Here is an 11,831-nt window from a genome sequence, read left to right on the forward strand (position 1 = left end):
TCACTACCAGCAGAAGAGCCACACTGCCTATTTGGACAGTGTGGCTCCTTTCTTCATTATTTCACCGCACGAATAAAGATGCGTTCACTTTCATTTTCAGGTGCTTCGTCCGTAAAATCTGCTGTGATTTCCACATCGCTAAAGCCAATTGCACGAAGCCAAGTTATATACTGCTCGATAGAGAAAGTACGTTGAACATGCTCCTCATCAAAACGTTCATATAAACCACTTGCGGCATCTCGCACATAAAAGGTCATTTGATGGGTCACAGAATGCTCGAAGTCAGCAGGCTCTGTATGCCATATATAACTTATATCACCATCATCATACGTAAACGGCCCATCTAAAAAGATAACTTCCATTTTAAATAACGAGTGAACATCAAAAAACAGCTGACCCCCATCACGTAAAGCGTGATGGATACGTTCTAATGTTGTATAGACAGCTTGGTCCTTTACAACATAATTAAGAGAATCAATGGTAATAGTAATAACATCCAATGCCTCAAAGCCGTCTAGTTCGTCCATGGACATACAATATAATGGGGCATGGTATCCTGCACCAGCAAAGCGTTCTGCTGCAATGGATAGCATCTCTTCTGATAAATCAATTCCACTGACATTGTAGCCAGCCTGTGCAAATAACAAGCTAAGCACACCAGTGCCACAACCAATATCTAATAGTGTCGGGTATTGGCTGCTTGGTGCATGCTGTACAACCCAATCTACATAAAGATTGTAAGGAATATCCGTTTGTAGCTCATCATAGACATGGGCAAAGCGTTCGTAACTACTCACTTAAGCCTCTGGTATGTCTAGTTGAGGAGCATCGCCCCATAGACGCTCTAAATTATAATAAGCACGCTCATCCTTATGGAATACGTGTGCTACTACATCTCCTAAGTCTACAAGAACCCAACGAGCTGCATCGAAACCTTCGACACGGCGGATTTCATATCCCTCTTTTTCAGCTATATCCTGTAACTCGCGCGCGATAGCTTGCACTTGGCGATCTGAGTTACCGTGAGCTATGATAAAATAATCCGCTAAAAGGGAAATTCCTTGCATATTTAAAACGACAATATCCTCACCATGTTTGTCGTCGATTGCTTTGTAAGCTGCTTGTAATAAAGTTGAAGTCATCCTTCACTATCCTCTCTGTTCATCATATCGTTATAACATTCTATTGATAAAGGATAAATTGGTTGCTTTGTGTCAATTAAAAATGCCAATGTATGGCGTACACATGCAATCATTGCCTTATCCAAATTTTTTTGCGCATTTTTTCTTAGACGGTCTACACCGTCAAATTGACGATTCGGTTCAATCATATCAGCAACAAAAATGATTTTTTCTAAACGGCTCATACTAGCACGTCCTGTTGTATGGAAACGAATAGCATTCAACAACTCTTCATCTGTGATGCCAAACTCACTTTCTGCTATATATGCACCAACTGGTCCATGTAGTAATTCACTACCCCAGCCCACCAGTCGTGGATCTAGATTTTCATCACGAACGATGCTCTCCATCCACTCAATATCTGCATATTTAGCAATATCATGAAGGATTGCTGCTGTTTCAGCTTTTTTCACATCCTCGCCATACTTTTGTGCTAAGTTGATGGCTGTTTCCATTACACCAAGTGTATGAATATAACGTTTTTCAGGCATTCTTGTCTTAATCGTCGCTAAATACTGTTCGCGTTCCATAAAGACCTTCCTCTCGTATGAACGACTCTACCGCTTCTGGTAGTAAAAATGTCACCGTTCCTCCAGTCGCAAGGCGTTCACGAATCAGTGTTGACGATAAATCGATTTGAGGCACTTCCACCATACATATAGGGTACTCTGTTTTAGCCGCTGTTCCTGGACGCTTTACTCCTACAAATTGCACAAGTCTCACTAAGTCATCTATACAATGCCATGTATGTAACGAATCAATCATATCGCCACCAATGATAAAGTAAAATTTTACATTAGGTTCTCTTCTACATAATGCGGATAGTGTCTCATAGGAATAGGATACGCCACCCTTCTCTACCTCATACGACTCCACTGAAAAATAAGAAAATGGATGAATCGCACGCTTGACCATTTCAAGTCGTTCAACATTACTGGCATCAAAACGTGCATGCTTATGTGGTGGTATGGCATTAGGCATAAAGCGGATTTCATCGAGCTCTAACGCATGAAAAATTTCATTCGCCATCATTAAATGTCCCATATGAGGTGGATTAAATGTGCCCCCTAGTAAACCGACCCTTTTCATCGTCTCACCTTATTTCGTTGCTTTTGGTAATACAATCTTTTTATGATTGCGTGACTCTTTATATAAAACAACTGTTAGGCCAATCAATTGTACAAGCTCTGCATGTGCACCTTTTGCCAGTGCTTCAGCGACTTCATGTTTATCCTCTTCACAATTATCTAAAATACGCACTTTAATCAGTTCACGTACTTCTAATGCCTCACGAATTTGTTTTGTCATTTCGTCATTAACGCCACCTTTTCCTACTTGGAAAATTGGTGTCAAATGGTGTGCTTCTGCACGTAAAAAACGTTTCTGTTTACCTGTTAACATAAAAATTAGTTTCCTCCTAATTGCGCCTTAAGCTGCGCAATCATTGAATTTGTATTTGGATAGTTGCCTAACCAGTGTTCAAAAGCAATGGCTCCTTGATGCACAAACATCCCTAAGCCTGTAACAATCGTTGCCCCTTTTTCTTCAGCCGCTTGTAAAAAAGGCGTCATTAATGGATTATACACAATATCCGCAACAATTGCTCCTTTCGTAAGCCGATCTAATGAAAATGGCATAGAAAAATTGCCCGTAGCAAGACCAGCCGATGTCATTTGCACAATGATGCTGAAATCAGCTAATGTCTCTTCCGCTTCTTGTAATGAAATCGCATGACCAATACCCATTTCATCGATAATCGTTTGTGCATTCGCCACAGTACGATTGGCAATGGTTAAATGGTGATAGCCTTGTTGCTGCATGGCAAAGGCAATGCCACGAGCAGCTCCACCAGCACCTATGAGTAGCACAGGCTTGTCTTTATGAGACAAACCTACTGCTTCTTCTAGTGAACGAACAAACCCGATACCGTCTGTATTATAGCCTTTCAGCTTGCCTTCTTTTGTTTTAACTACTGTATTCACTGCGCCCATTTTTTGCGCCAGCTCATCTAGCTCATCTAAATATGGAAGGATTGCTGTTTTATGAGGAATTGTAACGTTCCAGCCACTTGCTCCTAATGTTTTCAAACCAGCAACTGCTGACTCTAATTGATCAGAGGTTACATGTAAAGGAATGTATGTCGCATCGATTGACATGCCCTCAAACCAAGCATTATGCATGGCTGGTGATTTTGAATGTTCAATTGGATCACCCATAACTGCAAACCACTTCTTCATTTTCTAGTCCCTCTCTCTACTGTATCCTTCATTTAAATAAGTGAAGGACGAATTGAAACTTGTACACCTTTTGGCGCGTATGCTGCTACTACTACATTGGCATGCTGTACTGTAATCCAGCCTAGCCCAGAGAATACAACATCTGTTTTCGCTTCTTTAATTGAAAACTCATGACGAACCAATGGCGGTAATTGGTCGATAAATTCCGCTGTTGGTGGTGCCAGAAGTTCTCCTTTATGTTCTGCATACAATGTATCTGCCTTTTCCATCTTTGTACGATGAATCGGTAAATCATTTGCCACATGGATCGTAAAAGCAGAACGGTCTCCCTGAATAAAATCAAATCTCGCCAATGCTCCAATAAATAAGGTTTGTCCAGCATTTTGCTGGTAGACTTTCGGCTTAATTTCTTTCTTGGGCATAATATATTTTAATTCACTTGAATCGATATGATGAGCCATTTGGTGGTGATTAATAATACCTGGCGTATCATATAATGCACTACCATCATCCAATGGAATTTCAATCATGTCTAAAGTTGTCCCTGGGAAATGAGAAGTAGTAATGACTTCACCTTCACCTGTTGCCTGCTTAATAATACGGTTAATGAAAGTAGATTTCCCAACATTCGTACAACCAACAACGTACACATTTTGCCCTTCACGATACTCGTCGATGGCTTCCATTGCTTCTGCCATTCCTTTGCCTTTATGAGCACTTACTAACAGGACATCGACTGGCTGAAGTCCAAGAGCCTTTGCTTCACGTTTAAGCCAGTTGATTACTTTTTTTGGTTTCACCGATTTTGGTAATAAATCTGCCTTGTTAGCGACCAATAGCACAGGATTCTTCCCTACAAAACGGTGTAGCCCAGGTAGCCAGCTCCCATTGAAGTCAAAAATATCAACAATTTTTACGATTAAGCCTTGCTGTGTGCCAAGACCATTTAAAATACGTAAAAAATCGTCATCTGTTAATGACACTGGTTGAATTTCATTGTAATTTTTCAAACGGAAGCAACGTTGGCAAATGACCGCATCCTTTTCTAATGATGATGAGGGTGCATACCCAACTGCTGTTTTATCTTCTGTTTGAATTGTTGTACCACAGCCAATACAATTTGGCATTTCAATCATTCTTGTTCCTCCCAAGTTATAATTCCTTTTCGTTTCAAATCATTGAATACGCGACGTTCAATGAAACGATTTAATTTTGTTACAAGCCCATCTGATTGCGCAACAGGCTTTACTAACACTGTATGCAAGCCTAAGCGATTCGCGCCCATCACATCAGTAAGAAGTTGATCTCCTACCATTACTACTTCGTTTGGGCGCAAACCTAGTTGAATTAGTGCATTATAAAAAGCATTACGAAGTGGCTTTTTTGCCTTGTGAATATACGGAATACCTAATGGTTCAGCAAAATGTTTCACACGTACTTCATTGTTATTTGACGCAATAATAACACGAATACCGGATTCCTTCATAATGCGTAACCAAATAATCAACTCTTCTGTTGCATCTGCACGATCCCATTCAACAAGCGTATTATCTAAATCCGTAATGATGCCTCTAATACCTAATTCTTGCAGCTTTTCTGGCGTAATTTCAAAAATATTCGTCACAAATTCGTTCGGTAATAAAAAATTATACAAAATAGCGACCCCTAATCTTAACGTATTATTCGACCATTATAGCATATTTGCAAAAGCTTCACCCATTCGAATTGGGCTCCCTTTAACAACATTATCCGTAAATTCAATAGCACCCTTTTCGAACAGCATAACTACTGTAGAACCAAATGAAAAATAACCAACTTCCTGCCCCTTACGCCATTTAGTTGTTGTATTCGTAAGCACAATGGAGTTCACAAAGGTCGCACCCACTTTAATAAAAGCTACATGCTGATTATTTTTTGCTTTCAACTCTGTCACTAAACGATAATTATGAGAAATTGGTTTTTTACCGTATGTAAGACCTAGCTGATTTACAGGATAAGATTTCTGACCAAGTGTATATTGTCGTAACACTTCTCCATCTATTGGGCTGTGGATACGATGATAATCAGCAGGGCTTAAATAAAATACAATAAAATGTCCATCCGCATATTGTGCTGCTCGTTCTGTATTACCGAGTAAATCTTGTAATGCATAAGGCTTACCTTTCACAAGAAATGTCATATCCCATTCAATACGTCCAAAAGATTCTACTTTGGCATCCACAGGACTTGCATAAATAGTTGGGTTTTTTTCAATAGGTCGAGCATCCTCTAAAAGCTCTCTTGTAAAAAATTCATGTAAACATGAAAATTGTTGCTGTTTTTTTGAAACTTCTTCAATGTTAATATCGTATAACTTCATGTAGCTTGGAATTATACGTTTACTCCACTTCGCTTTTGCAAATGCCTGCAAAAGATGGGAAGATTGCTTGCCATTCGTTAGTTCTATCAAGCGTTGATATAGTTTTTCTTTCATACAGTAAAACCCCTATCCATTAATTTAGACTGTCAATTTTTTCGCATTCGAAGTATAATGGTACAATATCTTAAGTGCAAAGGAGTGATCCCCCTTGTTTTTTTATCACAAGTTGGTGGATACCACGGTTAAGAAAATGAAATCGCACGCAGCTAACTTCATAACAATTAGTAATATGTCCTTTGGAGGCGCGGCTATTATGGCCACTTTACATGAATATTATAGCTATAGTGTCTTGTTTATCTTTATTGCAGCTCTTCTAGATCGCTACGACGGTAAGGTAGCGAGAGCGCTCGGACAAGTGTCTGAGTTAGGTAAACAATTAGATTCTATGAGTGATATTATATCATTTGGTGTGGCTCCTGCATTATTAATGTATGAAGTTGTTCTAGTTGATTTTGGTTTTGCCGGCATGATGATGGCCGTATTATTTATCGTCTGTGGTGCGATGCGTTTAGCTCGCTTCAACATTAGTGAAACGAATGGTTATTTCACAGGTTTACCAATTACAGCTGCAGGTACGTTCTTAACTTTAACGTATTTCGGCGCTAATACGTTCCATCCGGCATTTTATCTTTTCCTTTTCCCCATTTTAGCTTTACTCATGATTAGTACATTTACGCTAAAAAAAGTGTAGCAGCACATTTGCTGTTGCACTTTTTTCATTTCCCTCAGTTTTTAAACATATACTGTCGAAAAATGGGGAAAGGATGAAATCATTCAATGAGCGGAATTTTTACATCAATGTTGCAGTTATGGCTTGAGATCCCTGCGTTGCTTGGCTATTTAAAGGGGCAAACATTCCATAAACCCTTTTCAAAAGAAGAGGAAGCTGCTTGTATTGAACGATTTTTAGGTGGCGATGAACAAGCGCGTCTTGACCTGATAGAACGCAACATGAGGCTTGTCGCGCATGTCGTTAAAAAATTCCATCCAAAACATGAGCAACTCGATGATTATATTTCCATTGGAACAATCGGTCTAATGAAAGCTGTAGAGAGCTATACTCCTGACAAAAAAACAAGACTTGCCACATATGCAGCTCGTTGTATTGAAAATGAAATATTAATGCATCTGCGAACACAAAAAAAAGTGCAAAAAGATGTTTCTTTGTTTGAGCCAATCGGAACGGATAAAGATGGTAATGCGCTACAGATTAGAGATTTACTTCAGTGCGATGAAGAAAGTGCAACAGAAAAGTTAGAGCATAAGGAGCATGTTGCGCAGTTATATCATTATTTGCATATGCTTGATGAACGTGAACTCGAGATTGTGACACTCCGTTATGGATTAAATCAACACGACGCACTTACACAAAAAGAAATTGCAGCCCGATTAAATATTTCTCGTAGTTATGTATCTCGCATTGAAAAACGCGCACTTATTAAACTCTATCAACTGTACAAACGAGACCAAAAATCTGTTGAGTAGTATATTGTAAAATGTACGATAGAAAAATTCAATGCATCTTTGGCGGAAGATGTGCCTATTTCATGGCATACAAAAAAGCCCCTTGCGACATCGCTATGTCGCAAAGGAGCTTTTCTAAGTCATACTAATGTGCTGATTCCGATAGTTCTGCTGAAATCAGCGTACCTATTAGCGTTGTAATCATCACTACACCTACTGTTAATAATAACATCATGAATGCCTCCCTTTTATTATGAAGAGATTTATTAATGACAGTGTAGCATTTGTCCCATGTATTAACTGTGATTTTTCTCACATAATGAACAGCACATTTTGACCAATTTGTGTAATTTAAAGAGATGCAATTGCTTTTAATACTACTTGTGTAGAATGCTTTGCTGCAACTGGTAAAAACTCATCAAAGCTTATGTTCGATTCTTTACCTGCAATATCTGATAATGCGCGAATGACAACAAAAGGTGTACCAAATTGATAGCAAACTTGCGCAACCGCAGCTGCTTCCATTTCTACAGCCTTCATTTGAGGGAAATGATGACGAACAGCTTCAACGCGTTCAGGATCATTCATAAAAGCATCTCCAGAGCAAATTAAACCAATGCCATATTGATGCTCTCCAACTGCCTTAACAGCCTCCTCAGCTACTTTCATCAATTTCTCATCGGATTTATAAGCTGCTGGCATTCCAGCCATTTGTCCGATTTCATAGCCAAAAATAGTGACATCTACATCATGGTGGCGAACTTCATCAGAAATAACTACAGCACCTACCTCAAGGGCTTCATCATATCCACCTGCAGATCCTGTATTAATGACTACATCTGGCTTAAACTCATGTAAAAGGATTGTAGTAGACATAGCAGCATTAACTTTACCAATCCCACTTTTTAATAACACGATTTCCTTACCTTCATATGTTCCTGTTGTATACTCACTACCTGCAATCGTTGTACTTTGTGCATTATCTAATGCTGCTCTTAGTAGCTCTACTTCCTCTTCCATTGCGCCAATTACTGCAATTTTCATGTAATGTTACTTCCCTTCTTTATCAACTCTATTAAAAATAATAAAAAGAGTGATATTCGTCAATAGGCGCCCTCTAATGTGTTCAGTTGCTCTACCTTCACAGGCATCCATCCTTCATTATCAACCCATTCCATGCTTACACGGTACATTTGGGATTTATCATTTGTTGAAACCGTAGCAATTGCAGAATTAGGACCACCGTTATTTTGCATACGCCAGATAATCATATTGTTTTGATCGATGCCTGTAGCACTTGTTACGGTTGCTACCTTCTCAGCCCAGTCAACAGACTTGTCATCATATGAAGACACATGCTGACCTGTTTGTGTTGTAGGTGTTGGCTGCCAATTTTTATTCGTAATGACCTTATCAACAATTGGATTATCTGATGTTGATTCTTCTGGTGTACCTTGTTCTTCCTGAGATGTCTCTGGTTCTGATACTTCCTCTGAAGGTTTGTCTTCTTCTACAGCGAGATCTTTATCTTCTTCTTTCGTAGGTTCTTTATCTCCGTCTTCTTTTTCTTTATCTACTTCTTTTTCTTTATCACCGCTCTTTTCCTCTTGAGCTGGTTCATCTTTCACTGCTTGATCTGCATCATCTTGCCATTTAAACACATAGGTTGCTGTGATAATAATTAGTACTACAACTACACCAATTAAAACATTCAATAGTTTATCGAATTTTTTATTACGAGATGGCTGCAAATGACGACTACTTCGAGTTTGTCGATCACCCATAATATCTCCCCCTCTCTAGCAAATATTCTATCAAGTTCGACAGCACTTGCAAATAAATATACTCACTATTTTACGTTGAAAGCTTTTCAATCTACAAATGGTAAAAGCAGCCAGCCTTTCTTTAACAGAAAAGCTAACTGCTTGTACACTTACACTTTATTTAATTGAAAGAATTTTCACTTTCATTTCGCCACCAGGAGTTTGTACGGCTACTTCTTCGCCTTCAGCACGACCAAGTAAACCTTTTGCAATTGGTGATTCATTTGAAATACGGAACTCCATAGGGTCTGCCTCAGCTGAACCTACAATTGTATAAGATTCTTGTTCAGTTGATGGTTTACCATTAATGATTTCTACAAATGTAACCGTTTTCCCAAGTGAAACTACACTGTTATCCGTCTCATCCTCAGAAATAATGACCGCATTACGAATCATTGATTTTAATGTAGAAATACGACCTTCTAAAAAGGCTTGCTCTTCTTTTGCAGAATCATACTCAGCGTTTTCAGAAAGATCACCAAAATCACGTGCTATTTTAATACGCTCCACAATCTCTTTACGTGTTTCAGTTTCTAATTTCACTAATTCTTCTTCTAATTTACGTTTTCCCTCAGCTGTCATAGGGTACTGTTTTTCATTTGCCAAAGTCCTTCACTCCTTGTTTCTTCAATATAAAAACATAAAACTCGATTAAATGCATGGAAAATGCATTTAATCGAATTTTATTATTTTTAAACGTTTTCAAATTACGCTTTGACCTAATAGTATGCATACCTTTTTAAAATATGCATGAAAATATTGTCAATACCACTCTATCTTATTACAATACGTTGTCGGTTTCAAGAATAGTTTTAATTTTCGTTACCATTAAATCAATTGCCACCTCATTATCCCCACCTTCAGGAATAATGATATCAGCATAACGTTTTGTTGGTTCAATAAATAAATTATGCATAGGTCGAACCGCTGTTAAATACTGCTCGATAACAGAATCAGTTGTACGTCCACGCTCTTTAATATCACGCATGATACGACGGATAATACGTAAGTCTGAATCTGTATCCACAAATAATTTGATATCCATTAAATCACGTAAGTCAGCATCCTCTAACACAAGAATACCTTCCAGTATAATAACATCTACTGGTTCAACATGGATGACTTCTTTTGCTCTCGTATGCTGCACGTAATCATAAACAGGCTTCTCAATTGGTTGACGCACTAATAGTTTTTTTATGTGCTCAATTAATAAATCATTATCGAATGCTAACGGATGATCATAGTTTGTTCCTAAGCGTTCTTCGAATGTTAAATGACTTTGATCTTTGTAATAAAAATCTTGTTCAATCACAACAACTGAATGCTCACGGAAAACTTCATAAATGGCGCGCGTCACACTCGTTTTACCCGAGCATGAGCCACCAGCGATTCCGATGACAACTGGACGCTTCACTGCCATTAGTTATTCTCCTTTCGCATCATGTTATGCGGTTTTAACGGTGTGTCACATTTAAATTTAACAATTTGTAATGGATGGCGAGCTGCATCTAGACTATTGCCATCCTCATCCCAAATTTCTCCCATTGTCAAACGGAAATTTTCGATTTCAGGACCAAAGAACTCTACTACGTCACCAGTTTTAAAATAATTTCGTTGTTGCATCGTTACTATTTTTGTTTCTGGATTATGCTCTAAAATTAGCCCAGCAAATTCATACGTTGTTTTACGACCATGCACACCAAACATCTGTTCTCCAAAACCAGGTGCATCATGGAAGAATGCTTCAGCCGTATCACGATTTGCACATTTGTCTAGCTCCTCTAGCCATTCACGTTTAATTTTAAAGTTATCTGGATCCGCACAGTAAGCATCAATCACTTTACGGTACACAGAAACAACTGTCGCAACATAGTGAATGGATTTCATACGACCTTCCACTTTTAAAGAGTCGATACCAAGCTCAATCATATGAGGAATCGCTTCAATTAATTTTAAATCTTTTGGACTCATAGCAAAAGGGGCATGGTTGTCATCGAAAAGCGCTTTTTCCTCTCCATCTTCTAATTCATATAAATCGTAGTCCCAACGACATGATTGGCAACAACCTCCACGGTTCGAGTCACGAGCAGTCATATGATTAGACAGAACACAACGACCAGAATAAGCAATACACATTGCACCATGAACGAAGGCCTCGATTTCAATATCGACCTTTTCCTTCATGAGCTTCATTTCTTCTCCGCCTACTTCACGTGCTAAAACAACACGATGTAAGCCTTCTTCTTTCCAGTACTGCACTGCTTTCCAATTGGACAGTGATTGCTGTGTAGACAGGTGAATTTCAAGCTTCGGTGCTGCTGTACGGCATGTTTCAATAATGAGTGGGTCTGCTACGATAATGCCTGTTACGCCAGCGGATTCAATATCCTTTAAGTACCGCTCTAAGCCATCCATATTTTCATTGTGGGCAAAGATATTTGTAGTAACATAAATTTTCGCACCATATCGATTCGCAAACTCTACACCTTCACGCATATCATCAATCGAGAAGTTATCCGCATTGGAACGTAGACCAAACTCACGTCCACCGATAAATACTGCATCTGCTCCGTAATGAACAGCTACTTTTAATTTCTCTAAGCTACCTGCTGGGGCAAGTAGCTCTGGTTTTTTAGTAATGACACGTTTACCGTCGACAATCTCACGGATTTTGTCATTTTGTTCTAACGCTAATGCCATGGTATTG

The 11,831-nt window shown here is 38.8% G+C and carries 16 protein-coding genes; 2 read left to right on the top strand and 14 right to left on the bottom strand.

Annotated elements, in window-relative coordinates:
* Positions 1 to 56 precede the first annotated feature (56 nt).
* The 9 genes from GJU32_RS09400 to GJU32_RS09440 are packed head-to-tail and all read right to left on the bottom strand — an operon-like array spanning position 57 to position 5,891.
* Positions 57 to 797 (bottom strand): class I SAM-dependent DNA methyltransferase, encoded by a 741-nt coding sequence (locus tag GJU32_RS09400; protein WP_155591686.1) that lies wholly within the window; start codon positions 795 to 797, stop codon positions 57 to 59.
* Entirely contained in the window at positions 798 to 1,142 is a 345-nt protein-coding gene (gene rsfS, locus GJU32_RS09405; protein WP_155591687.1) for a ribosome silencing factor, read from the bottom strand. It lies immediately after the preceding gene.
* A complete protein-coding gene (gene yqeK, locus GJU32_RS09410; protein WP_155591688.1) occupies positions 1,139 to 1,711 on the bottom strand; it encodes a bis(5'-nucleosyl)-tetraphosphatase (symmetrical) YqeK in 573 nt (190 codons plus the stop codon). The genes rsfS and yqeK overlap by 4 nt, the downstream gene beginning before the upstream one ends.
* On the bottom strand, positions 1,680 to 2,270 hold the full coding sequence (locus GJU32_RS09415; RefSeq protein WP_155591689.1) for a nicotinate-nucleotide adenylyltransferase: 591 nt from the start codon (positions 2,268 to 2,270) through the stop codon (positions 1,680 to 1,682). Before GJU32_RS09415 ends, yqeK begins: the two co-directional genes overlap by 32 nt.
* A gap of 9 nt (positions 2,271 to 2,279) precedes the next feature.
* Positions 2,280 to 2,582 carry a ribosome assembly RNA-binding protein YhbY gene (gene yhbY, locus GJU32_RS09420; protein ID WP_155591690.1) on the bottom strand — a complete coding sequence of 101 codons (303 nt, stop codon included), beginning with the start codon at positions 2,580 to 2,582 and terminating at the stop codon, positions 2,280 to 2,282.
* Positions 2,583 to 2,587: 5 nt separating this feature from the next.
* Positions 2,588 to 3,418 carry a shikimate dehydrogenase gene (gene aroE, locus GJU32_RS09425; RefSeq protein WP_155591691.1) on the bottom strand — a complete coding sequence of 277 codons (831 nt, stop codon included), beginning with the start codon at positions 3,416 to 3,418 and terminating at the stop codon, positions 2,588 to 2,590.
* A 32-nt stretch (positions 3,419 to 3,450) separates the two neighbouring features.
* Positions 3,451 to 4,554: a ribosome biogenesis GTPase YqeH gene (gene yqeH, locus GJU32_RS09430; protein ID WP_155591692.1), complete on the bottom strand. Its 1,104-nt coding sequence runs from the start codon at positions 4,552 to 4,554 to the stop codon at positions 3,451 to 3,453.
* Complete coding sequence (locus GJU32_RS09435) at positions 4,551 to 5,072, bottom strand: YqeG family HAD IIIA-type phosphatase (RefSeq protein WP_155591693.1); 522 nt, start codon at positions 5,070 to 5,072, stop codon at positions 4,551 to 4,553. Before GJU32_RS09435 ends, yqeH begins: the two co-directional genes overlap by 4 nt.
* Before the next feature lie 36 nt (positions 5,073 to 5,108).
* Positions 5,109 to 5,891, bottom strand: coding sequence for a phosphatidylserine decarboxylase (locus GJU32_RS09440; RefSeq protein ID WP_155591694.1), 783 nt, complete (start codon positions 5,889 to 5,891; stop codon positions 5,109 to 5,111).
* 136 nt (positions 5,892 to 6,027) lie between these two features.
* Between GJU32_RS09440 and pssA the strand changes: the two genes are divergently transcribed.
* Entirely contained in the window at positions 6,028 to 6,528 is a 501-nt protein-coding gene (pssA, locus tag GJU32_RS09445; RefSeq protein WP_155591928.1) for a CDP-diacylglycerol--serine O-phosphatidyltransferase, read from the top strand.
* An 86-nt stretch (positions 6,529 to 6,614) separates the two neighbouring features.
* The gene (gene sigK, locus GJU32_RS09450) at positions 6,615 to 7,322 is read left to right on the top strand and encodes an RNA polymerase sporulation sigma factor SigK (RefSeq protein ID WP_155591695.1); all 708 of its coding nucleotides are present in this window, start codon (positions 6,615 to 6,617) and stop codon (positions 7,320 to 7,322) included.
* Positions 7,323 to 7,652: 330 nt separating this feature from the next.
* Here the strand turns inward: sigK and mtnN are convergent, their stop codons facing one another.
* The 5 genes from mtnN to GJU32_RS09480 form a co-directional block, all read right to left on the bottom strand.
* A complete protein-coding gene (gene mtnN, locus GJU32_RS09460) occupies positions 7,653 to 8,345 on the bottom strand; it encodes a 5'-methylthioadenosine/S-adenosylhomocysteine nucleosidase (protein ID WP_155591696.1) in 693 nt (230 codons plus the stop codon).
* A gap of 59 nt (positions 8,346 to 8,404) precedes the next feature.
* Positions 8,405 to 9,085 (bottom strand): YrrS family protein, encoded by a 681-nt coding sequence (locus tag GJU32_RS09465; protein WP_155591697.1) that lies wholly within the window; start codon positions 9,083 to 9,085, stop codon positions 8,405 to 8,407.
* 156 nt (positions 9,086 to 9,241) lie between these two features.
* The gene (gene greA / locus GJU32_RS09470; RefSeq protein ID WP_155591698.1) at positions 9,242 to 9,730 is read right to left on the bottom strand and encodes a transcription elongation factor GreA; all 489 of its coding nucleotides are present in this window, start codon (positions 9,728 to 9,730) and stop codon (positions 9,242 to 9,244) included.
* A gap of 175 nt (positions 9,731 to 9,905) precedes the next feature.
* A complete protein-coding gene (gene udk / locus GJU32_RS09475; RefSeq protein ID WP_155591699.1) occupies positions 9,906 to 10,544 on the bottom strand; it encodes a uridine kinase in 639 nt (212 codons plus the stop codon).
* On the bottom strand, positions 10,544 to 11,824 hold the full coding sequence (locus tag GJU32_RS09480) for a peptidase U32 family protein (protein ID WP_155591700.1): 1,281 nt from the start codon (positions 11,822 to 11,824) through the stop codon (positions 10,544 to 10,546). Before GJU32_RS09480 ends, udk begins: the two co-directional genes overlap by 1 nt.
* Between the last annotated feature and the right edge of the window lie 7 nt (positions 11,825 to 11,831).

The organism is Lysinibacillus cavernae, from assembly GCF_009724685.1.
GTDB classification, from domain to species: Bacteria; Bacillota; Bacilli; order Bacillales_A; family Planococcaceae; genus Lysinibacillus; species Lysinibacillus cavernae.

Excerpts from the sequence above, each read along its gene's own strand:
- rsfS (WP_155591687.1), bottom strand. The coding sequence starts at position 1,142 with ATGACTTCAACTTTATTACAAGCAGCTTACAAAGCAATCGACGACAAA.
- yqeK (WP_155591688.1), bottom strand. The coding sequence starts at position 1,711 with ATGGAACGCGAACAGTATTTAGCGACGATTAAGACAAGAATGCCTGAA.
- GJU32_RS09415 (WP_155591689.1), bottom strand. The coding sequence starts at position 2,270 with ATGAAAAGGGTCGGTTTACTAGGGGGCACATTTAATCCACCTCATATG.
- yhbY (WP_155591690.1), bottom strand. The coding sequence starts at position 2,582 with ATGTTAACAGGTAAACAGAAACGTTTTTTACGTGCAGAAGCACACCAT.
- aroE (WP_155591691.1), bottom strand. The coding sequence starts at position 3,418 with ATGAAGAAGTGGTTTGCAGTTATGGGTGATCCAATTGAACATTCAAAA.
- yqeH (WP_155591692.1), bottom strand. The coding sequence starts at position 4,554 with ATGATTGAAATGCCAAATTGTATTGGCTGTGGTACAACAATTCAAACA.
- GJU32_RS09440 (WP_155591694.1), bottom strand. The coding sequence starts at position 5,891 with ATGAAAGAAAAACTATATCAACGCTTGATAGAACTAACGAATGGCAAG.
- pssA (WP_155591928.1), top strand. The coding sequence starts at position 6,028 with ATGAAATCGCACGCAGCTAACTTCATAACAATTAGTAATATGTCCTTT.
- sigK (WP_155591695.1), top strand. The coding sequence starts at position 6,615 with ATGAGCGGAATTTTTACATCAATGTTGCAGTTATGGCTTGAGATCCCT.
- mtnN (WP_155591696.1), bottom strand. The coding sequence starts at position 8,345 with ATGAAAATTGCAGTAATTGGCGCAATGGAAGAGGAAGTAGAGCTACTA.
- GJU32_RS09465 (WP_155591697.1), bottom strand. The coding sequence starts at position 9,085 with ATGGGTGATCGACAAACTCGAAGTAGTCGTCATTTGCAGCCATCTCGT.
- udk (WP_155591699.1), bottom strand. The coding sequence starts at position 10,544 with ATGGCAGTGAAGCGTCCAGTTGTCATCGGAATCGCTGGTGGCTCATGC.
- GJU32_RS09480 (WP_155591700.1), bottom strand. The coding sequence starts at position 11,824 with ATGGCATTAGCGTTAGAACAAAATGACAAAATCCGTGAGATTGTCGAC.